We start from the raw sequence: 22019 nt of genomic DNA on the forward strand, positions 1-22019 counted from the left end.
AACCGCATGTATGCAATATTTTGCAACGCGGCGAACTTCCGCAAAGCAGATAGACGAATTTTAGACATCCGACTGAGTTCTGAAACTAGGGTTGTTGCCCCTGCACTGATCGCAGGGGCAACTCCGGTTTATTCTGGCAATTTCATGTCGCTGTAAGCCCCACGCACGAGCAACGAGACCGTGACGTCTTGGCTGTCGCGATTTCTCCAGAACCAGCCGTGATTACCTGCAAAGGCTGCCGTCAGAACGCCCTCGCCTCCGGGAACGGCGCGGCCTTTCTCATAGCTGATGTTTTCACCGCCTCCGTCGCCATGTAGGTCGAAGTTGACGACACCTCCGTCAACGGTCCACTGGTATTCGGCTTCCGCTCCGGCCTCCATCACCAGCTTGACCTCGATCCCATCACCCGGTGCCAAGGTTACACTGTATTCATCCGTCCACGCCTCGACGGTCTGGGCACTGGCCGAACCAACGAACAGTCCAAAAATGGCATCTCCCAAGCTTGATTGGGTTTCAGCCTCACTGCTCTCCAGTTCCATCAGCCGATCAGCTTCCGCCTCTTCGGCGAGCTGGGTCTTGATGTCACCCATTTCGCTCAGTCCAAGGGCACCGCCAATTCCAGTGGGATCAATCCCGTATTCCGACGGCAGAACGATCGTCACCAGAATGGCCGCCGCCGCGACCGCCGCGAGACCAGTCGATTTCAAAAGCTGCGCCGAGCTTGGCAGATCGTCCAGGGTAGGCTTGTTTGCGTTGTGCATGTCAGTTTTCCTTTAGGATTGAGCGACGAAATAGCCGGTCATCTGATACCCGATCAGAATGAAACCAGCGGACATCATGACGACGTTTGCGTTGTAGGCGTGTTTCCAGAAGCTGCCCGACTTGCGCCAATAACCCATGACGATCAGGATCATCGCGAGCGCCAGAATCTGGCCAAGTTCCACCCCGACGTTGAAGGCCAGCAAGTTCGGCAGAAGGCCGTCCTGCGCGATGTCGTAGTCGAGGATCTTGGTAGCCAACCCCAAGCCGTGGAAAAAGCCGAAGATCAGCGTGGCAGCCTTGGTATTGGGCTGAACACCGAACCAACGCTGGTAGGCTCCCAGATTATCCAGCGCTTTGTAGACGACAGAAAGTCCGATAATGGCGTCGATGAGATAGGAGCTGACGTTCCAGCCAAAGTAGACACCCGCCAGCATGGTCGTCGAGTGACCGATGGCAAACAGGCTGACGTAGATGGCGACGTGCTTCATCTTGTAGAGGAAGAAGACCACGCCGAAGAGGAAAAGCAGGTGATCATAACCGGTGACCATGTGCTTGGCCCCCAGATACATGAAGGGGATCAGCTTCATGCCGCTGACCTCTTGGATATAGCCCTTGTCACCGGCGGTGACGGAATGGGCAAACGCGGACGATGCGCAGGCCATTAGGGCCAGCACTATCGCAAGCAGGAACAGGAGTTGGGGCCGCGACGGCACCGGAACTCCCGAACCAAAGGCTCGGTTGTTTGTCATTTGTGATTTCCGTTGAGTTGAGATGGGAAAAGGCGTGCGCACAAGGGCGCTATCTCAACCGCGTGGGGGTCGTTCCAGGCCAATTGGTTTGCGTCCAGAGGCCGCAAGCTGGACCATTGGCCAGCTGCGCCGGACGGGAGCAAGGGCGCTCGCCCCGCGCCTCGCGGGCAACAAGGCCGGGCTATGATCGTGATCGGCGATATCGTGAGCATGACCATCATATGCGTGCATGATGTCCACGATGTCTTCATGCGTGTGGCCGTGATCGGCCGCCTCAATCTGGTGGTCTGTCACGATCTGCATCAGGTCGGCAGGATTGTGGGACAGGATTTTCGACCCGGACGCCATGACGATCCCAATCGCAAGGATGAGGACAAGTGCGTATCGCACAAAGAAGATCGCCTGTTGTTTCATACCGCCCGATTCCGCAGGTCTTTGTCAAATTGACGCCCGCTTGCTCTATCCCCCCGGGGAGGTTATCGGTTTCATATGACAGACATCACCACTCATGCAACCCACTCCGACATCGTGAAGCGGCTGAAACGCGCCAATGGCCATCTGCTGAGCGTCATTGGCATGATCGAGGCCGGACGGCCCTGCACGGATCTCGCGCAACAGTTGCACGCGGTTGAGAGAGCAATCGCGCAAGCAAAACGGACGCTGATTCAGGACCACATTGATCACTGTCTGGATGCCGCGATGACCGCTAATGATCCCGATGGGCCGTCAGCGGTTGCCGAGTTCAAGGCCATCGTCAAATATCTGTAAGGTCACACTGATGCTCTCCGTTCTTGCCGACCGCACCTATCGCCATCTGTTTCTGGCTCAGATCGTGGCTCTGCTGGGCACCGGCATGGCAACCATCGCGCTTGGATTGCTGGCTTACGATCTGGCAGGGGACCGCGCGGCGCTCATTCTGGGCACGGTGTTCACGATCAAGATGGTGGCCTACGTCGGTATCGCACCCATTGCCGGGGCCTTCGCAAGCCGCTGGCCGCGCCGCGCCATGCTGGTCAGCCTTGATCTGATCCGCGCGGTTGTGGCACTGTGCCTGCCGTTCGTGACTGAAATCTGGCAGGTCTATATCCTGATCTTCGCGCTGCAATCCGCCTCCGCGGCGTTCACGCCGACGTTCCAGGCGACGATCCCAGACATATTGCCGCAAGAGGATCGCTATACCCGCGCCTTGTCACTCTCGCGGCTGGCCTACGATCTGGAAAACTTGATCAGTCCGACACTGGCAGCAATCCTGCTGGCCTTCGTCAGCTATCAGGTGCTGTTCTATGGCACCGTGATCGGTTTCATCGGATCGGCGCTGCTGGTCGTCTCAGTCCTGCTGCCCAGTCCGCAACCGACCGCGCCCCGGGGCATCTATGACCGCACCACGCGCGGATTGCGCATCTATCTGGCGACGCCGCGGCTGCGGGGGCTGCTGTCGCTGAACCTTGCCGCCGCCGCGGCCGGTGCGATGGTTCTTGTGAATACTGTCATTCTGGTCAAATCTGATCTGGGGCTGGGCGACACGCAGGTCGCCATGGCGCTCGGAGCCTTTGGTGGCGGCTCCATGCTGGCCGCCTTGATCCTTCCCCGTCTTCTCGACAACCGGCCAGATCGCCCGGTGATGATCGCCGGTGCGTCCAGTCTGGTCGTCGTGTTACTGGCATTGGGTCTGTGGATCGCCGTCTCTGGCCCCGTATGGATCGTCCTACTTATTGGCTGGCTCGCCATCGGTGTTGGCTATTCGGTGGTGCTGACACCGTCTGGTCGCCTTCTGAAAAGATCGGCCCACCCAGAAGATCGCCCTGCTGTCTACGCGGCGCAATTCGCGCTGTCGCATGCCTGCTGGCTGCTGACCTATCCGCTGTCAGGGTGGCTGATCACGGCCTTCGGTCCCGTCGTCGCGTTTATGGTTTTGGCAATGATAGCAGGTGCGGGACTTTTGGGAGGCATGTTGCTCTGGCCAAAGGAGCAGGATGCATCTGTCGCGCATAGCCACGACGACCTGCCGCTGGACCACCCCCATCTTCGTGGGCCTGCAATGCACAGTCATCCCATTGTCATCGACGATTACCATCCGCACTGGCCCCGCGCAGGTGGAGCGCACAGTTAACATCGACATCGACATCGACATCGTAGGAGACGATTAATCGACCAAGTTCAAGGTATGTAAGACCCCTTCATTGAGGCTTGGTGCCGACAGCGGTGGTGGAGAAACTTAAGTAAAGAATGCGTGTCTTTTGGCTTAGGATAGTCGGAATGGCAGATGCAGTTTACCTAAAATCCTGCGGTATGACGTCAGAGGTGCGCGGTGTTCTACTGCTGCCCAACGGGTAGATATGGCCAAACTATAACGACCGCAGCACATGGCCTGCGCACGGGTTTGGAGACTAAAGCATGGCCGTTTAAAGAAGGCCTACGGGCCGACACTCGGACCGCCGTCAGTTTAATAGAGCGCCGTTAATCCGGAGGGCTTCATCGACGGCAGAACAAGCACAGCGGCGCCATGGATGGCCCGCTCCTACAGATCGATCGCATCTTGATCCAGCATACGAATGCAACCTGACGACACTGCTTTGCCAAGTTCGCGTGGCGACGCATTGCCGTGCACCCGGTAGAGGGTATCCACGCCGTTATCGAACAAATAGAGAGCACGTGCGCCCAAGGGATTACCAACTCCGCCGGCCATTCCACCGTTTGCGACGGAATACGGTTCCAACTCTGGCTGGCGTTCGATCATAGTTGCTGGCACCTTCCAACGTGGCCATTCACGTCGGAACTGCAGACGAGCTGTGCCCTGCCACTCGAAGCCGGCCGCGCCGACGCTGACTCCGTAGCGCCATGCGCTCTCAGGTGTTTCGACAAAATGCAGAATGGCGGAATCGGGGTCGATGATGATCGTGCCGGGCGCATGGTCCGGCCAAGGATTGGCAATTTGTGTACGCCAATATTCTGGCGCCAATGATCCTTCCGGAATTGCCGGCACGGGAAAAGGCTCATCGTTGATCGCACCGTAGAAGGCGGGTAGCGGTGGATAGGCAGGAGGCGCGGCAGCGGCGCGAGTTACGATCTCTGGAGTCGGTACTGTCTTAGTACAAGCTGTGAGACCTGCAGCTGCACTGCAGCCTATGAATATGCGTCGCGTTATCATGGGAGTCCTTTGACGTTTTTGTGGAGAGGCATGCCCCGGCGTTTCATCGCACTGGGCGCAGCGGTACCGGAGGTCGTGAAGGTTGCAGGCTGAAACGCCGCCAGCTTGTGCGATCGGCGCACAAATAAGACCGCTCTCCACAAACAAAAGCGGCATGAGTACTGCTGAGCGTGACGATGATGGCCCTCGTAATAATCATTTTGTATTCACGTCAGGACTGACGGGAATGCGCAGCGCAACTATCTCCCCGCCGTCAGGCCGGGCCTGAAACTCCACTGTACCGGTGAGCCGCTGGACCGCAGCCGCAACGATGGACAACCCGAGGCCGCTGCCGCCATTCGGCGCGTTCTTGCCCCGATAAAAGCGGTCCGCGATATGCGGCAAGTCAGCGTCAGGGATGCCACGGCCATGATCGCTCACGGCAATGACGACATGCCGATTATTCTGAACGACTTCGATCTGCACCGATTCGCCCTTGGGGGACGCCATGATGGCATTCTCTACGATGTTGCGGACGGCGACTGTCAGGAGGTCTGAATTGACCTTGGCGAGATACGTAAGCCGATCTTCGATTTGCAGTGTCACCTGCTGGGCGGCCGCAACGCGCGCCAGGTCTGACACGACTGATTTGACCACAAGCAACACGTCGGCATTGCAATCGTCCGGGGGATCGTCCCGATCCAAGGTTGCCAGGGCCAGTAACTGCCTGACCATCCTGTCAGCCCGTGTCATGCCGTCCTGAATGCGGTTCAGGGCCTGCTGCCGCGTCTGCGCATCAGGTGCCATTGCGGCGACCTGAGCCTGTATCTTGATTCCCGCCAACGGCGTCTTGAGCTCATGTGCTGCGAAGGACGTGAAACTTTTTTCCCGGTCCCGCATTACATTGACGCGTGAAAAAAGTCCGTTGAGCGCATGGCCCATCGGTTTGATTTCCCGCGGGAGAATTGCAGCATCGACAGGACTCAGATCCTCGGCGGGGCGCAGCGCCAAGGCCCTGGCCATCCGGTCTATGGGGGCTAGTCCCCGCTGCAGGCTAAGCAAAATCAGCACCGCCATGATCGGCAGCATCAGCAAGGCCGGTAGAACCAGCCCCTTTGCGACATCATCGACAAGCCGGTCACGGACGATATAGCTGTCGCCGACCATGATACGGACGCCCAAATCCTCGTTAACGACGGAATAGACACGCCATGCCTCTCCATCGATAACGTTTTGACTGAATCCTGTGTCTTGATTGGTCAACTGCTCCGCCGGTGAGCTGCCCGAGCGTCCGACCAAAGTCCCGTCAAGAGACCAGATTTGACAGGATAGTCGATGTGAATAACCCGCTTGCATGAACTCGCCAGTTGAACCTGAGTTTGTTGCAAGTGTCGCGGCGCGGCTCACGTCGATCCGTTGATCCGACAGGAGGGATGAAACCATCTGACCGGCCTCTGCCAGACGGGCATCAAGAACCCGCTCGACCTTGTCGCGCGTTGATTGTTGGACCCAGACGAAGGCCGAAAGCCAGACAAGGGTGGTCGTTGTCAAAAGGATGACGAACAGACGCGTCCGGATAGATGTCATGGTGCCCCTCCTGACAGTCTGTAGCCTGCGCCCCGGACCGTCTGGATATATTCGGCACCCAGCTTCGAGCGAAGCTTGTGAATATGCACTTCGACAGCGTTGCTTTCGATGCCGTCCTGCCAGCCATAAAGCCGCTCCTCGAGTACGGATTTTGACAAGATTGCGCCGGGTCGTTCCATCAACGCACGCAAAATTGCAAATTCGCGGGGCGAAAATGCGACGCTTTTTTCATTCTGACGGCCGTTCATTTTTGCGGGGTCTACCTCCAGCCCGTTCCAGCGCAGACTGGAACTGGAACGACCTTCTGCGCGGCGCATGATTGCTCTCAGACGCGCAGCAACTTCATCAAGGTCGAATGGCTTTCCAAGGTAGTCATCGGCACCCAGATCAAGACCCGCAATACGGTCCTCCACCTGATCCAACGCCGTCAGCAGCAGAACCGGCGTTGCATCTTTATGCGATCTCATGCCCGCAAGAATATCCAGCCCGGTTCCATCAGGCAGCATGATGTCCAGCACGACCGCGACAAAGCCGCCGTGTGCCAAGGCGTCTTTCGCGTCGGCAACGTTGGTCACGACGTCTGGTGTAAAACCTGACAGGCGCAAGCCGACCGACAGGCCGTCAGCCAGTGACGGGTCATCCTCGACAATCAGGACACGCATGGCTGGAGATCCTTTTTCATTTTGCGGCAATGCAGCGCTAACCTTAAGCCTGACTTAAGGGGATAAGACGACCAGTGCCGCATGACATATACAAAACAGTTCCCGAACATCGCCGCGCACCTGCTTCGTTTAACTGCCTTAATTGTTACATTGATGCTGACCGTTGTTCCGTTAGCCCAAGCTCAGGGGTTTTTCGAAGGCCGGTCGGATCCTTTGCCCGTCGATGAAGCCTTCGAGTTGAACGTCGTCGATCATGAAGATGGCACGCGTGTCCTGAACTGGACCATCGCTGACGGCTATTACATGTATCGCGATTACCTTTCGGCGCAGACTGAAACCGGGGTTGAGGTTTCTATGATGACACCTCCGGGGATCCGTAAAGACGATCCGAACTTTGGATCCGTCGAGATCTACCATGATAGCCTGCAGGCAGATCTGGCAGCAACTTCCGGTTTCGTCACTGTGACCTATCAGGGCTGTCAGGACGAAGGCATCTGCTATCCCCCTGTGTCCCGTACGCTGGCACCCTTAGGCGCAGGTACGACAGTTTCAGCGGTCAGCAGTGCCTCTGAAGCGCCAGATTCACGAACCGAACTCAAATCACCTGGCCTGACTTTGTCTCAAGACAAAGGTGTGATTGAGGGATTACAGGCGCGCGGCGGTATCACGTTCGTACTTGCTGGCTTTTTCTTCTTCGGAATGTTGCTGGCATTCACACCGTGTATGTTCCCAATGTTCCCAATATTGGCAGGCTTGCTTGCAGGTCGGAGTAACATGACAGCGCGGCGGGGATTTACCATATCCGGGGTCTACGTATTGGCCATGGCGCTCGCATTTGGTCTGCTGGGCGTTGCCGCAGCTTGGTCAGGGCAAAACCTTCAGGTCGCTTTGCAGTCGCCGGTCGCCATCTATGCGGCGGCTGCCGCATTCGTGGTCATTGCGCTGTCGATGTTCGGTCTGTTTGAAATTAAAATGCCTGCGGCTTGGACACAACGTCTGTCGCGCGTTGGAACGTCTTCGCGGGGCACATTGGGGGGGGCGGCGACGCTCGGGTTTACATCTGCCCTGATCATGGGCCCCTGCGTGACTGCGCCCTTGGCGGGGGCCCTGCTTTACATCGCGGGCACCGGCGATGTCACCTTAGGTGCCGCAGCGCTATTTTTCTTGGGTTTGGGACAAGGTGTACCTCTTTTACTGGTTGGCACACTTGGCTCGCGAGTCCTGCCCAAGGCGGGGGCATGGATGACCGGCGTAAAATATGCGTTCGGTTTCATCTTCCTGGGGATGGCGCTTTGGCTGGTCGGCCGCATCGCACCCGGTCCCGAAGTCCTTTTGCTGTGGTCAGTTCTACTGATTGGGGCCGGAGTCTTTGCCGGTGCAATGGATATGCTGTCCGGTGACGCCGGTCCGTTGCGCCGTGTGGTCAAGACCGGCGCAGTTTTCTCTGTCATGGCTGGGGGCGTGATGCTGGTGGGTGCTGCATCCGGCGCCAGCGACCCATCGCATCCCTTCTCGACATTTCAAGGCGCATCCGGTTCAGACGTAACGCAGACTGATGGCGTGGCCTTTGTCGAAGTGACCTCGAAGGACGCGCTTGAGGCAGCGCTGGCTGACGGCCAACAGCAACCGACTTTGATTTACGTCACCGCCGACTGGTGCGTGACATGCCGCGTGATCGAACGAGAAGTCTGGGATGACCAGGCCGTCAAGGACGCGCTTATTAATGCCAATGTCATCGCGGCGGATGTTTCCACTTTTGACGCAGGCAGCCAGGCGATGCTGGATATGCTGGGCGCAGTCGGGCCGCCGACAATGGTATTTCTGGATCGTGATCAGACGGAGAAGCCAAATACACGTATCGTCGGCGAGACGACTGCGGAGCACTTTCTTAAATCGTTCGGTACAGTGCGTTGAACGGGCTTGAGATTGGACCTTTGGTCGTTTCTAACGATCAGATCATCGCAATCGTGGCACTGGCAACAGTGCTCCTGGTGTCCGAGATTTTTGCGTGGCGTCGCCCTCTGGAGGCTGGAGCAATCAGGCGCTGGACTTTGGTTGCTGCCCTGACGTGGATCGTTGCAGCGCGCGTGGGGTTTGTCATGCGCCATCTTGATCTCTTCGCACAGCAACCTCTGAGCGCTGCTGCGATCGGGCAAGGAGGCTTCGATCGGCTATCGGCAACGATCGCTGTGGCTTGGGTCATGTTCTTTGCAATGTTGCGTCGACCGTCAATCATTAAGCCAATCGCGGTTTCGGTTCTGCTTGGCACCATCGCCTTTCAGGTCGCCGGATTTGCGCTGCCCAATGAAACCAGAGGCCGTATCCCCAACCTCACATTCGCCGATATGTCTGGCAGCGTAATGGAGTTGGCGCAGACAGATGGAAAGCCGATGGTTCTGAATCTTTGGGCAACCTGGTGTCCGCCTTGCCGCCGAGAAATGCCGATGTTGATGCAGGCTGCTGCGAATGACAAAGAGGTAAATTTTGTGTTTGCCAACCAAGGAGAGATTGAGGAAGTGATCCAAGGTTATCTGAGGTACAGTCGGTTGGCCTTCGATGGTGTGGTGTTGGATGAAGAGTCGTCGCTCATGGCAAAATTCGGCGTGCTGGGGCTACCCAGTACATTGTTTTTTGCGGCTGATGGTGAACTACGTGCTGTTCATACCGGAGAGATCACCCGGCCCGCGTTGCTGACAGAGATTGAAAATTTGAAGCGTTGAATTTAGCGACAAAATTATCGGTGACGATCGCGATCAGAACTTGTTACACCCTGATGTGCATTCACCTGAATGAGACAAGGAAACCGGGATGACGCGTCTCGAACGCGTGTGTCACCCCTCAAACCGTGGGGGTTAACCGTCTCGCGCAACAGCCTCCCACCGTGCGTGTCGCGACGGCACAAGGTTTCCGTGGATCACTGTGCTTTGCGTCAGCAAATTTGAACCCGCAAAGCACGGTGAAGCGGCGATGTCCTGCCAAGTTCAACCGTTTCCAGGGATAAAGCCGTCAGAGCGTGTCTTCGGATACAGGAAGACGGATGCATCCAACTGCACCCGATCATAAAGGTCGACGATGTGGTCGTTTATCAGACCGGCGCAACCATTTGATACGGCCCGTCCGATCGTGGCTGGATCATCGGTGCCGTGAATTCGCAAAAATGTGTCGCCACGCCCTTCTTGAAAGAGGTAAATCGCCCGCGCGCCCAGCGGATTGCCGGGTCCGCCAGGGATCCCGTCCTCGGCGTACTGCGCGTACTTTTCTGGCTCGCGCTTAATCATGCCGGGTGTCGGCACCCAGGACGGCCATTCCTTCTTTGCGCCGACATAGAACGTACCGGCCTCATAAAGCTGGTCACGACCAACCCGAATTGGATAAACGCGTGCCTTCCCGCCGGGCAATATCAAATAAAGCCTGAAATTATCCGGGGAGACAAGAATCTGACCTTCAGGATAATCGTAGCTCAAATAGACGTCGTGCGGTGTCATAAGAGAGGGGGTCGTCTCTGCTAATGACGGCGCGGCGAGGCCGATCAATCCAGCGGTGGCGGTGCCTAGAAAGTTCCGACGGTGCATAAGCGATCCCTCTTAAATGATACGGACTTGCGTTCCGACCTGGCACAGGGAGAACAGTTCGGCGATTTTTTCGTTATAGAGGCCAATGCAACCGTCCGAAGACGGGCGGCCGATCTTACGGGTGTCGTGGGTTCCGTGGATCAGGTAGGCGGGCCAGCCCAGATACATCGCATGGGTCCCCAGCGGGTTATCGGGTCCCGGTGGCATGTATGTCCAACCGAACCGCTCTTTCTGCGATGCGGTCGGGGTCCAGTCAGGTCCGAGGCGCTTACGCACGATACTGGTGTACCCGCGCTTGGTCAGCTCTTCGCTGATCGGCACAGATGTCGGATAGACGCGGTAGTCGCTGGCGTCCGCATCCCAGTAATGCAAGGCGCGCGACTGCGTATCTGCGACGATGGCACCGGGGCCAAGATCGTCAAAATGGTCCTGCCATTGATGGGTTCGGAAACTGGCAACGTTTCGGGTGGTCGGGGCTAGTTGCGCCACGGCGGGGGACGCCAGTGCGGTCAGCGCAGCGATGCCGCCCGCCAGCAGCGTGCGTCGATCGGTATGGTTAGTCATGTCTGCCTCATGTTTTTGTTGGGATGCCTATCGGTGACCAACCTTAAGTCAGCCTGAAGGTGTCAGCCCTGTCTGGCGGTCGAGATTGCATCTTTCAGCGCTGTCTGATCCATCACACCGCCGTAGAACTTCGTTCCGATCACAAAGGCAGGTGTCCCGCCAAAGCCGAAGGCGGCAGCCTGCTGCTGGTTGCGCTGCAACAGGCCATCCCATTTAGCTCGTGACTGTTTAAAGGAGACCATGGCTTCTTTCGGATCGACGACGGTGGCAACGGCCGCGTCGACAATGTCTTCGTCCAGCCGGCCGGTGGTCTGCATCAAGGCGTGGTTGACCTCCGGGTAGTGTCCCATATCCACCGAGCCCAAGCCCAGTTGAGCGGCGTAGATCGAGGCGGCGCTCAGGATCGGCCAGTCCTTCAGGACCAGTCGCACGTTCCCGTCCTCAGCAACCACGCTCATCAGATCAGGGTGGCCCGCCTTGCAGTAGGGACATTGGTAATCGAAGAACTCCGCGATCGTCACATCGCCATCCGGGTTGCCAAGAACGGGGGCGTCAGGATCGAAATAGACGGCCTCCGGCGTCAGTTGATTGTCCTGTGCACGGGCAAGGCGCGGCAGAATAAGGGTTGCGGTGGCGGTGGCCAAAATGGCGCGTCGTGTCAGTTGCATGGTTTGGTCCTTTTGAATGGATGTCATCGGGTGCTTTGAATTCCCGCGGTCAGGGCCGCACGAGACACTTCGCCCGTCACGGCCTCAGTCAGATTACCGTCTGCGTCGAAAAACAGGGTGGTGGGCAGACCTAAGGCTTCGAAGTGGCGCATCAGATCCATGTTGGGATCCAGCAGGACGCCGTCGCCCTTCAAGTTCTGCACCTCCAGAAAGCGGCGCACGTCGGTCAGCGTCTCGCCTTGGTTGGCAAAGACGATGCGCGCATCCGGCGTGTCTTTGGCGACCTGCATCATCATTGGCATCTCGCGGCGGCAGGGCGGACACCATGTCGCCCACAGGTTTACGACCAACGGACGTGCGTCATCGCCAGGGAGTAGAGTTTGTGCTCTGTCGATGTTCGCAAAACTCATGTGCGGCAGATTGCTGGCACCGCCGGCGGGTAAGAGATGGGGCGTGATGCCAGCGGCCAGCGCGGCGACGCCGGTGGCCATCATTAACGGCAGCGCAGTGCGCCGGTCGCGCACCACAGTAAATATTATCACAACGCCGACACCGGCCAGTCCGGCTGCTGGCAGGAATCCACCTTGCCAGACGGCCGAAATATCCAGTGGATGCGCGGCGTAAACATCCCAGTGGCTGATGACAAATCCGGCGCGGGCAGCCACAAGCCAACCCACGATGACAGCAGTCCCTTGCAGATTTCGCGTCCTGTCCAGCCGGTTCCAAAGCCACAGGCAGGTCAGAAAGCTCAGGGCTGCAATAAAGGCTATGACCCGGTCTGCCCCAAAGACGAAGGGCCCGAGCTGCAGCCCCGTCATCGTCGCCCCCCCGATATGGGCGGCGGATTGGCGGTGAAACTATATCGGTCGGTAAACATGGGGACCGCTGTGCGGAGAGACCCTTAAGCGAACCTTAAACCGCGAGAACCAGTGGGGCAGGCCGAGGCTCGGTGTGTCCACCAGCAATCACTGGCAAAATGGGACCAAGCCGTCAGCCTTTTGGCTCATTCGAACTCCATCTGCTCAAAGACTCTTCCCGCGTTCTTGGTCGCGAGCTCTTCAAAAGTATCAAGGTGTGCGTAGGGCGTTTGATCGATGTAATAGGCCTCGGCCAGCCCTCCGCCTTCATCCAGAAGTGTTTCGATCTGTCTGCGCAAGTAGACAAGGTAATCGTGGGTATAAAGGCGCACTTGATCGACGTTTGTTGGATGACCGTGACCGGGAATGACGTAAGTCGCGCCAAGCGGCTCGAAGGCTGTCTCCCATGTCTCGACCCAGCCTTTGGTGTCAGTGTCGGGAAATATCGGCAGCATGCGTTCGTGGAATGCCATATCGCCGGAAATCACCAGTTTCTGGTCGGGCAGCCAGATGACGATGTCACCGGGGCTGTGGGCCGGACCCAGATAGCGTGCCTCGATTGTGAAATCGCCAAAGGGGACAGTGTAGACATCGTCGAAGGTTTCGGTGGGGGCTTGGACGCGGGTGTCATCAAAGCGGTCCGCTAAAAGCTGCGCGCCTGCGTCGAATGATGCGGCACCCTCGGCCGCGAAGGTCTCGGCTGCAGCAGTATGGGCCAACACCGGCACGCCCAGTTCAACCCAGTAACCATTGCCGAGCATGGCGTGGCCCTGTCCGTTCTCGTCTATCACCAATTTTACCGGTTGTTCGGTTATGGCTTTAATCTCTGTATGCAGCGCCTTTGCAAGGCCCCAGCTGGCACCGGCGTTTATCACAACGACGCCGTCGCCGGTCACGATGAAGCTGAGGTTGTTGTTGTGGCCCGCGTTCTCGTAGGTGGGCGGAGCGGTCGCGCCGGTGGCTGACCAGACACCCGGAATGAATTCCACCGGTTTGGCGTAAAGGAGTGAGTCCGGGTATTGGTCAGCAATGTTCTCGTTGGCAAAGGCACTCGTCGCGACAAGAAACAGCAGCGTTGCGAAGGGTTGTGTCATCTGCATAGGTGAGCCTTTCCAGCGGTTTGTAGTATCAGTTCGATCCGGTCACGACACGGTAAATTGCCCCATCATGCCAGCGTCTTCATGTTCGAGGATGTGGCAGTGATACATAAACGGCGTCTCTGCCGTCGCACACTTATCAAACCGTACGAGAATTTCCGTCGGGCCGTCCACAAGTACCACGTCCTTGAGCCCGACCTGCTGCGGATCGACGGCGCGACCACCTTGCGAAATGACCTGAAAAGAGGTGCCGTGCACATGGAACGGATGCGCCTGCATATCCGCATCGATGCGCCACAACTCGGTCTCGTTCAGTTGCATGGCCTGGTCGATGCGGTTCATGTCGTAGGAGTCACCGTTGATGCCCATGGCTTGCCCGTCGCGGCCGATCAGGGTGTTGAACATACTGCCCATCATGCCGCCGCCGTGCAGATTGAGCCTGAAGGAGCGCGTGCGCACGGGTTCACCCATATCACGGATGTCGCTGGGCAACGTCTTGGGCAAGGTGGCCGGCGCTGTGACCGCCGCGTCGCCGACATCGAAGGACATGACCTCGAACGTACTGTCGGAATTGCCGCCGCCGTTCATCATTCCGCCGCCGCCCATCATGCTGCCGCCACCCATCATGCCACCACTGCCGACGTCGCGGGATACCAGACGGGCAGGGGCGCGGTCCGCAAAATCCACAACGATCTCGGCCCGTTCGGCAGGGGCCAATTGCAGTGTCGTGCGCCCCATGGGTGCGGGCAGCAGACCACCGTCGGTGCCGACCTGATGGAACGTACGACCGTCGGCAAAGCTGAAGTCATAGATGCGGGCATTGGACGCATTTAGCACCCGCAGGCGCACCAGCCCTCCTGGCACCGTCAGCTTGGGCCTGATCGCGCCGTTGACCAAAATCTCTGAACCTCGGAAACCCTGCATGACCCCCATCATTCCAAGGTCATAACTCATGCGGCCGGATCGGTCGAAGTTGCGATCTTGGACGATCAAGGGAATGTCATTGAAGCCATAGTCATCGGGCAGCCCGGCATCGACATCCGGGTCATCGACGATGATCATACCTGCCAATCCGCGATAGACCTGATCCGCAGTCTGTCCGTGGACGTGGCTGTGATACCAGAGGGTCGCGGCGGGGTGATCGACGGGCAGTTCCGGTGACCACGTCTGGCCGGGGGCAAAAGCAAGCTGCGGTCCACCATCTAAATGACCTGGCACATGCATGCCATGCCAATGGGCCGTGATGGGGTCATCGGTGCGGTTGACCACGTCAATGTTGGCCGTCCGTCCGCGCTGAAACCGCAGCAACGGGCCAAGGTAGTCCTGCTCATAGCCTAGTGTGGGGGAGGGGGCACCGTCCATAAATGCGCGTGTGCCGTTCCGCGCGGTCAGCGTATGACCGGCGTCCGGCCCAATTTCCATGACCGCTGGGATCGGGAGTGGCGCCCCCGGCTCTGCCGCAAAGGCGCGCCGCGTCATAAGGGCAGGGGCGGCCAGGGCCGTCGCAGCGCAGGTCAGGAACTGACGTCGTTTCATATCGAACCTCTGGTTTGTATCGGATCTTAAGATTGTCGAAATTTGGCGACTACGGCGGTTTAAGACGATCTTGATAGCCGTTCACATGGCCCCACAGGCGGTCCTTGCAATGGGGCTCCTGTCTCTGAGTGACTGGAGAAATCGTGCATTCTTGCCTGATATGTTATTTAGATCAGCCTCTTAACGGTCGCATGATACTGTGTTTTATTGTAAGCATATATTTGAATGTGTAGTTCACATGATCAGGCGTCCATGCAAGGCTGTTCTCGCGAGTCAACTCGAGGAGGAGTCGAAATGGAGCACTTCAAGACATTTGTAGCAGCAAGCAGCATTGCCTTGCTGACAAGCAGCGGCGCATCTGCGCAGGACCAAGACGAGGAGAACGGCAACAAGGACTACCGGACCTTCACAGCGGGCGATATTGCCTATGGCCAGATTGGGGACAGCTATACGGCTGACCTCGTGATGTATTTGGCCGGAAACCAGTTCATGGTGATTGAAGACCTGATCAGCGATTTTCAAGGCAAGAACCCTGATATCGCGACAATCTATGTCGAAACGATCCCGCCCGGGCAAATCATCAACGGACAGCTTTTGCAGCAGGGCCAGATCAACGGCGAGGATACTGCGCAGAACCCGGATCTTTACGCCTCAGTCAATTTGGGACACCTGACGACGCTGGCCACTGAGAATCGCATGACCGACTACAAGGTCTACACGCACAACAAGCTCGAATTGATGGTGGCCAAGGGCAATCCCAAAGAGATCAAGGGCGCAGAGGATCTGGGCCGTGATGATCTGGTGCAGTCCCATCCCAACCCCCAGACCGAGGGGATAATGAGATTCTACGGGCTGGCGATGCTGAAAGACCTTGGTCTCTACGACAAGGTGACGGGCGGGCAGGACTGCAAGGGCTGCTGGGCCGTCGCCGACAAGGTCTGGTTCACCGATCGCCATCACCGTGAGACGCCGCAGCGCATCGAGGACGGACTTGCCGATGTTGGAATCGTTTGGACGACCGAAGTGAAAGAGGCCGTCGATGCCGGTCGTGATATCGAAGGCGTGGCGATCGCCGCGCCATTTAACAAGCAGGACGAGGTGAGCTATGCGATCGGTCAGATCACGGACGGCCGCAATCCTGAAAATGCCGCCACGTTCCTCGAATATCTGGCCAGCGATGCGGCACAGGACATCTATGTCTCCTACGGCTTTGTGCCTGCCAGTGCCGAAGAACTGACGCTGAAGCCGATTCCGAAGTGACGGATTTGGCGCGGCATGTGTTCTTGCCGCGCCAATTTTCCAAATGCAGGCGTTCAGTTGGGCGCTGTCGCCGCTTCGTCGTTGAGAACACTTCAGTGTGATGAATCAGGAAAACCTCGGCCTACCTTGGAACACATATTGATCTGTGAATGTTTACTTCCCACTTCTGAAATGAATAGGAAACCAAATGGCCGGATCTACAATGCTCGCGGGTGCCGCGATGGCTACGATCTTTGCGGCGACTGCTGCATGCGCAGATATCTCTCTTTTCGGGCCAGGCGGCCCGACACCTGCAATGAAAGAAGCTGCAACCGCATTTGAAGAGGCGACCGGGATTGCGGTGGCCGTGACGGGTGGACCGGCATCGGACTGGATGGACGACGCCAAAGCGAATGCCGATGCGATTTACAGCGGCTCCCAGAACATGATGGATGATTTCATCGCAAGCCACGGCAAAATCATTGACGACACTGTAGAGCCACTGTTCCTGCGTCCGTCTGCCATTCTGGTCCGCAAGGGAAACCCGAAAGAAATTGCGGGCATTGCCGATCTGGTCGAACGGGATCTGGGGCTGATGGTCGTCGATGGTGCTGGTCAGGTCGGCATGTGGGAAGACGTGGTCGGTCGGTTGCGGGATGTCGCGGCCATGAAAAGCTTTCGCGCCAATATCAACATTCTGGCACCCAACAGCGGTGCGGCACGGGACATCTGGAACAGCGACGACAGCATCGACGCCTGGCTGATTTGGAACCACTGGCAGATCGACAACCCCGACATCGCCGAACTCGTCGCGACCGAGCCGGAGTTAACCATCTATCGTGACACCTCGATCGCGCGGACTGAAAAAGGCGTAGACAATGACGAAGTCACCCAATTCATCGACTTCCTGAAAGGTGACCAAGGCTCGAAAATTTTCGCGGCACATGGTTGGCAGCGCACATTCGACTGACGCCCGATGCGCCGATGATAACCCGGCAGGCGCGCACTAACGCCTAAGGAGAATGATGATGAAGAAGACAATCACGCTTCTGCAAATGAACGATTTGCACGGGTATCTGACGCCACATCCAGAACTAATCTGGACAGCAACTGGACCGGAGTTTCCCCTGCTGGGTGGTCTCGCGCGGATGAAAACCTTGTTTGACCGCGTCCGGTCTGAACGTCCTGGTGCAGTGCTGGCGCTCGATAACGGTGATACCTTCCACGGCACCCACCTTGCCGTAAAGACCAAGGGAGAGGCGCTGATCCCGGCCATCAATATGCTGGGGTTTGCGGCCATGACGGCGCATTGGGAATTCGCTTGGGGCCCAGACCACGTGGAAAAACTTGCATCGAAATTGGTACATCCGTTGCTGGCGGCGAACTGTTATCGCAAGGACACCGGCGAACGGCCCTTTCCAGCCACCTTAACGAAGGCTGTCGGCGGGCTGAACGTCGGAATCATCGGCATAGCTGCCACGATCATCGACAAAAGCATGCCGCCGCATTTTTCCGAAGGCGTGCGCTTTACCAACGGCATTGACGAGGTGCGCGACGAAGCCAAAGCTCTGCGATCCCAAGGCGCTGATCTGATCGTCTTGCTGTCACATCTGGGCCTGCCGCAGGATATGGAACTTGCACGACAGGTTTTAGGCATTGACGTGATTCTGAGCGGTCACACCCACAATCGCCTGACGGAGCCTGTCTGCGTGAACGAGACCCTGATCATCCAGTCCGGCTGCCACGGCGCCTTCGTCGGGCGGCTGGATTTGGAGGTCGCGGACGGGCGCATCGTCTCCCACAGTCACGCGCTTATCCCGGTCGACGACAGTCTGGCAGACGACCCGGTGATGGCTTCGTTGGTGGCCGAGGCTGTGTCGCAAGAGGACGACCTGTCATCTGTCGTCGGACAAACCTCAATCGCCCTGCACCGCAACACCTGCCTGACCGCACCGATGGACGACGTTTTGCTGGCGGCGGTCGCGGCGGCGGGCGGGACCGACATCGCCTTTTCCAACGGATGGCGCTACGGAGCGCCCGTGCCACCGGGTGCGGTGACCTACAACGATCTTTGGAACATCGTCCCCGTCGATCCGCCTGTCTCGACCGTGACACTGACAGGGCAGGAAATCTGCGACATGATGGAAGAGAACATCGAGCGGACGTTCAGTTGCGATCCGTTCGGTCAGATGGGCGGTTATCTGAAACGATTCCGCGGATTGACCCTGTTTCTCAAGCTGGAAAATCCCAAAGGGCAGCGCATCGTGCAGGCCTTTGCCGGATCGCAGGCGCTGGACCCGACGACAGCCTATCAGGTCAGCTTCATTACCGCGCAGGGGGTGCCGATGAAATATGGCAACGGGCGGCAGAATCTTGAAGTCCATGCTGTCGCAGCACTGGCAGACTGGTTTATGAATGCAGACCAAAACATCGATCTCGCGGGCACCGGGAAGGCGGTCATCGTATAGGATTGACTCCTCATACTGGCATCACAGTCCGTCACGTCATAAAGTCTCAAGGTACTGTCCATCACAACATTACGCAGGGCCGTGCTCTTCAAGTCAAATTGATCTAGGCAATTCGGGCAAACCCAGTGATCAACTGCCGAAGTCCAATCCAAGCCCCTGCGAAAATGCCTGCCATCACCAGTGGCGCTGAATAGGCAAGGACCGAGATCGCGGATAGGCCCTGACCGATGCTGCAACCCATGGCAAGTACTGCCCCGACACCCATAAGCGCGGCCCCCGCGATCTGGCGTCGCAGCTCGCGCGGGTCATCGCAAGCCTCCCACCGAAAATGGCCTTTGATCAGCGACCCGATGAATGCGCCAATCAGCACGCCAGCGACCGATCCGACGCCAAACGACAGTGATCGTCCGCTGGCGGTCATGGTGTACAGCATCGTCTCGCCCAGCGGAGCGGCAAAGGTATGTGACTCAACGACCGTCGGGGCAAAGCCTTCAGACGCTACCCATTGCGTTCCCGCCCAGCCCGATATGATAGCAAGGCCAACGTAGGTCCCCCACACAATCGTGCCACGCTCTGCGCGAAAGGCAGGGGCGGCCAATACCAGTGCCAACAATCCAAGCCCGATCGCCATTCCGATGACGCTGGCCGGTAGGTGCAGCAGCCCTGAAAGACTTTGAGCAATGCCGGGCGTTTCAAAGACCGGTTCCGGTGCAAAAGCAGCAACGCGCAGATAGGCCAGCGGCCCTGAAATGGTTGCAAAGGCCGCTAGCCCCATAACTAGTACTATAACAAAGGACCTAAGATCGCCGCCACCCAACCGCGCCAAAGCGCCGTAACCACAGTTGCCTGCCAGCGCCATACCATAGCCAAACATCAGACCGCCCGCCGCACTGGCAAGTGGCTGAAACGCAAAAGATAAATAGATCGTTCGCTCAGGCTGCAACAGTCCTGCCGCGGCCAAAGCAAAGGTCCCGGTGATCGCTACACCAATCGCGAATCCCCACATTCTCAACCGAGTGTCGTTTTGCCCATAAAGTGCATCCTCGATCGCGCCTAGCGTGCAGAACCGGCCCAGCCGCGCGGCAAGTCCCAATACCACGCCGCCCAAAAGGCCTAGTAACGTCAGCGTCATCGGCTCACCAAGAAATTCGATCATGAACAGTCCTCCAACCGTGCCTATTCATAGGTCACGTGCCAACTGATTCATACTGAAGGTGACCGCCTGGAACATATCGCACTATTGATCTGCGCAAGTTACAGCCCTCTATCTGGCTATCTCAGCTTAGGGAACGGACACGTTTGGGCGTTTAGATAATCCATAATAATTATCTTAGATGCGGTCTAAACTTGGCCGAACCAATTTTTAAGCTATATAATCTTCAAATTTTTCTGACTGAACACTACACCGATATCCACAAATTGTGCGTTTGATGGACAAATGTGAAGGCAGTTTTAAAATGCCTTCGCAACGGGTAGTTGGACAACTTGATTTTCGGACGAGTTTGCGGACAGAGCGCTAAATGCAACCTACGGGCGGGCAATCTGCCGGCAATGGTGGTGCGTCTAAAGCAAAGTGAGGGCATAGCGCTTTCAATGCGGCTAAAGGGCAGTAACGGAATTTAGTCTGCTCGACCTTGTGTGAGATGGGCGGAGAGTCGCCATTCGCCGCACCTGCGAAGGCATCCTCTCACACCGGTAAAAGGGGCCTTTTACGGCGGCAGATATTTACCTTTGCAGGGTTGCCGTCCTTGGATCCCACGAAACGTCACAGCATCCTCTACCCGCATCACTCGACTCGTTTACGAAAATTTCTTTCATGTGGAATAATTTTTCTATATTGTTCCCTTAGGAAGTGGAGAGAAAGATGAAAAACTTACAGTCAAATGAGGTTGCGCTGACCCGAAGCGTTGTGCTGACCAAAGCAATGATGCGCGCTGCTGACCGACTTGGGATGTCGGGAAAGCAGTTATCTGACGTGATCGGACTGTCTGCAGCACAAATTTCACGCATTAAGAATGGCGAGGCCGCTTTATCAGAGGCCAGTAAGCCCTTTGAGCTGTCCGCTTTGCTAGTGCGTGTGTTCCGATCCCTTGATGCGATCGTGGGTGGAGATGAGAGCGCCACTAAGCTGTGGATGACGTCACAGAATACCGCCTTGAATGGGCGTCCAATAGATAGAATGATTTCAGTACAGGGACTTGCAGATGTCGTCACATACTTGGACGCAAGACGCGCTCCGATCTGAGCTAAGCCACTTACAAGCATCTGCATGGCGATTGGTTGAAGCACAGCACGTTGTTTCCACCCTAAGTCTCGTCGATAACCTAGAAGAGCAAACCTTGCTTGAGGATATTCTGGAGGAGACCAAGCCGCCTGTTCCTGTGGACTGCCAGCACCTTGATTACCTTCTTAGCACGCCATTTCGGTATCGCCCGTACCCCTATGGTTCGCGTTTTCGCAAGCCGGGCCTGACGCCTGGCGTTTGGTACAGCGCCGAGCAGCCGGAAACGGCGGTGGCTGAAATGGTATTCTATCGTTTTCTGTTTTTATGCAGAAAGTCCAGACACGCCTTTTCCGGACCACCCAGCTGATTACACGGCGTTTTCAGTGGGCGTGGGAACAGCATCCGCGCTGGATCTGACGGCTGGCGCGCTTGACGATGATCGCGAGATATGGACTGACCCAGTAGATTATGTAGCCTGCCAGGATTTGGCTGACACTGCACGTGAAGTTGGAGCTGAAATCATTCGTTTTCAATCCGTTCGGGATCCTGCGGGGGGTGCTAATCTGGCCGTGCTGACCTGTGGCGCATTTCGGGACCCAGCCCCTGTGAGTCGGCAAAGTTGGCGTATCCGCATTAGTTCTTCCGGGGCGCAGGCTATTAGAGACCATCCTCGCCTCGGGGTGGAATTTGGTCGCGATGGTTTTGATCTTGATCCGAGAATTAAGGGGATGGATTGGGATCGGTAAGGTGGAATGGGCGGAGAGCGGACCTTCGCTGCGCCTGCCACTGAACTACTACTTTGTTGAGCTACTCGGCTTTGTTGATGGCTTGGATGCCCCCTCCCGACGGCATCGCAATGTGCCACTATGATGAGTGTTGAAACCATCACAGAAGGAAGGAGTATCCA

23 protein-coding genes are annotated in these 22019 nt (G+C 57.3%); 11 read left to right on the plus strand and 12 right to left on the minus strand.

The window, feature by feature from the left end; translation table 11 throughout:
• Positions 1–128 precede the first annotated feature (128 nt).
• On the minus strand, positions 129–761 hold the full coding sequence (locus tag BM131_RS17390) for a transmembrane anchor protein (RefSeq protein ID WP_090191500.1): 633 nt from the start codon (positions 759–761) through the stop codon (positions 129–131).
• 12 nt (positions 762–773) lie between these two features.
• Complete coding sequence (locus BM131_RS17395) at positions 774–1424, minus strand: HupE/UreJ family protein (RefSeq protein WP_245754297.1); 651 nt, start codon at positions 1422–1424, stop codon at positions 774–776.
• A gap of 270 nt (positions 1425–1694) precedes the next feature.
• On the opposite strand from BM131_RS17395, the gene BM131_RS20045 reads away from it, so the two are divergent.
• From BM131_RS20045 to BM131_RS17410, 3 genes are read left to right on the plus strand one after another with little or no spacing between them, the layout of a single operon-like run.
• Positions 1695–1958, plus strand: a complete 264-nt coding sequence (locus tag BM131_RS20045) for a hypothetical protein (protein ID WP_139222686.1) — start codon at positions 1695–1697, stop codon at positions 1956–1958.
• 42 nt (positions 1959–2000) lie between these two features.
• Positions 2001–2279 (plus strand): metal-sensing transcriptional repressor, encoded by a 279-nt coding sequence (locus BM131_RS17405; protein ID WP_090191505.1) that lies wholly within the window; start codon positions 2001–2003, stop codon positions 2277–2279.
• Between the two features lie 10 nt (positions 2280–2289).
• Positions 2290–3621 (plus strand): MFS transporter, encoded by a 1332-nt coding sequence (locus BM131_RS17410; protein WP_090191507.1) that lies wholly within the window; start codon positions 2290–2292, stop codon positions 3619–3621.
• 408 nt (positions 3622–4029) lie between these two features.
• Here the strand turns inward: BM131_RS17410 and BM131_RS17415 are convergent, their stop codons facing one another.
• The 3 genes from BM131_RS17415 to BM131_RS17425 all read right to left on the minus strand — a co-directional run bounded on the left by BM131_RS17415 (position 4030) and on the right by BM131_RS17425 (position 6887).
• Positions 4030–4659: a L,D-transpeptidase gene (locus BM131_RS17415; RefSeq protein ID WP_245754293.1), complete on the minus strand. Its 630-nt coding sequence runs from the start codon at positions 4657–4659 to the stop codon at positions 4030–4032.
• 195 nt (positions 4660–4854) lie between these two features.
• Positions 4855–6225 carry an ATP-binding protein gene (locus BM131_RS17420; RefSeq protein ID WP_090191509.1) on the minus strand — a complete coding sequence of 457 codons (1371 nt, stop codon included), beginning with the start codon at positions 6223–6225 and terminating at the stop codon, positions 4855–4857.
• Positions 6222–6887: a response regulator gene (locus tag BM131_RS17425; RefSeq protein WP_090191510.1), complete on the minus strand. Its 666-nt coding sequence runs from the start codon at positions 6885–6887 to the stop codon at positions 6222–6224. The genes BM131_RS17420 and BM131_RS17425 overlap by 4 nt, the downstream gene beginning before the upstream one ends.
• A gap of 81 nt (positions 6888–6968) precedes the next feature.
• Between BM131_RS17425 and dsbD the strand changes: the two genes are divergently transcribed.
• Positions 6969–8801, plus strand: coding sequence for a protein-disulfide reductase DsbD (gene dsbD, locus BM131_RS17430; protein ID WP_090191512.1), 1833 nt, complete (start codon positions 6969–6971; stop codon positions 8799–8801).
• Positions 8798–9607: a TlpA disulfide reductase family protein gene (locus tag BM131_RS17435; protein WP_139222687.1), complete on the plus strand. Its 810-nt coding sequence runs from the start codon at positions 8798–8800 to the stop codon at positions 9605–9607. Before dsbD ends, BM131_RS17435 begins: the two co-directional genes overlap by 4 nt.
• Positions 9608–9868: 261 nt before the next feature.
• On the opposite strand, the gene BM131_RS17440 is transcribed toward BM131_RS17435, so the two are convergent.
• From BM131_RS17440 to BM131_RS17465, 6 genes are all read right to left on the minus strand, one after another.
• Complete coding sequence (locus BM131_RS17440; protein ID WP_090191515.1) at positions 9869–10459, minus strand: L,D-transpeptidase; 591 nt, start codon at positions 10457–10459, stop codon at positions 9869–9871.
• A gap of 12 nt (positions 10460–10471) precedes the next feature.
• Positions 10472–11023 (minus strand): L,D-transpeptidase, encoded by a 552-nt coding sequence (locus BM131_RS17445; protein ID WP_090191517.1) that lies wholly within the window; start codon positions 11021–11023, stop codon positions 10472–10474.
• A 62-nt stretch (positions 11024–11085) separates the two neighbouring features.
• A complete protein-coding gene (locus BM131_RS17450) occupies positions 11086–11691 on the minus strand; it encodes a DsbA family protein (RefSeq protein WP_090191519.1) in 606 nt (201 codons plus the stop codon).
• Positions 11692–11714: 23 nt separating this feature from the next.
• Positions 11715–12509, minus strand: coding sequence for a prolipoprotein diacylglyceryl transferase family protein (locus BM131_RS17455; RefSeq protein WP_090191520.1), 795 nt, complete (start codon positions 12507–12509; stop codon positions 11715–11717).
• Positions 12510–12694: 185 nt separating this feature from the next.
• Positions 12695–13642, minus strand: a complete 948-nt coding sequence (locus BM131_RS17460; protein WP_090191532.1) for an MBL fold metallo-hydrolase — start codon at positions 13640–13642, stop codon at positions 12695–12697.
• 48 nt (positions 13643–13690) lie between these two features.
• Complete coding sequence (locus tag BM131_RS17465; protein ID WP_139222688.1) at positions 13691–15181, minus strand: multicopper oxidase family protein; 1491 nt, start codon at positions 15179–15181, stop codon at positions 13691–13693.
• Positions 15182–15475: 294 nt separating this feature from the next.
• On the opposite strand from BM131_RS17465, the gene BM131_RS17470 reads away from it, so the two are divergent.
• The 3 genes from BM131_RS17470 (at position 15476) to BM131_RS17480 (ending at position 18888) form a co-directional block, all read left to right on the plus strand.
• Positions 15476–16441, plus strand: coding sequence for a molybdate ABC transporter substrate-binding protein (locus BM131_RS17470; protein WP_175499433.1), 966 nt, complete (start codon positions 15476–15478; stop codon positions 16439–16441).
• A gap of 187 nt (positions 16442–16628) precedes the next feature.
• Positions 16629–17390, plus strand: coding sequence for a substrate-binding domain-containing protein (locus tag BM131_RS17475; RefSeq protein ID WP_090191523.1), 762 nt, complete (start codon positions 16629–16631; stop codon positions 17388–17390).
• Positions 17391–17448: 58 nt separating this feature from the next.
• Complete coding sequence (locus BM131_RS17480) at positions 17449–18888, plus strand: bifunctional metallophosphatase/5'-nucleotidase (protein ID WP_217646887.1); 1440 nt, start codon at positions 17449–17451, stop codon at positions 18886–18888.
• A gap of 103 nt (positions 18889–18991) precedes the next feature.
• Here BM131_RS17480 and BM131_RS17485 read toward each other — a convergent pair whose 3' ends face one another.
• Entirely contained in the window at positions 18992–20044 is a 1053-nt protein-coding gene (locus BM131_RS17485) for a YeeE/YedE family protein (RefSeq protein ID WP_090191527.1), read from the minus strand.
• Positions 20045–20752: 708 nt separating this feature from the next.
• Between BM131_RS17485 and BM131_RS17490 the strand changes: the two genes are divergently transcribed.
• The 3 genes from BM131_RS17490 (at position 20753) to BM131_RS20690 (ending at position 21858) form a co-directional block, all read left to right on the plus strand.
• Positions 20753–21133, plus strand: a complete 381-nt coding sequence (locus BM131_RS17490; protein ID WP_090191528.1) for an antitoxin Xre/MbcA/ParS toxin-binding domain-containing protein — start codon at positions 20753–20755, stop codon at positions 21131–21133.
• 94 nt (positions 21134–21227) lie between these two features.
• On the plus strand, positions 21228–21479 hold the full coding sequence (locus BM131_RS20560) for an RES family NAD+ phosphorylase (RefSeq protein ID WP_245754295.1): 252 nt from the start codon (positions 21228–21230) through the stop codon (positions 21477–21479).
• Positions 21480–21501: 22 nt separating this feature from the next.
• Positions 21502–21858 carry an RES family NAD+ phosphorylase gene (locus BM131_RS20690; protein ID WP_281245354.1) on the plus strand — a complete coding sequence of 119 codons (357 nt, stop codon included), beginning with the start codon at positions 21502–21504 and terminating at the stop codon, positions 21856–21858.
• The last annotated feature ends 161 nt before the right edge of the window (positions 21859–22019 follow it).

The sequence above is a fragment of the Loktanella salsilacus genome, assembly GCF_900114485.1.
Lineage (GTDB): Bacteria > Pseudomonadota > Alphaproteobacteria > Rhodobacterales > Rhodobacteraceae > Loktanella > Loktanella salsilacus.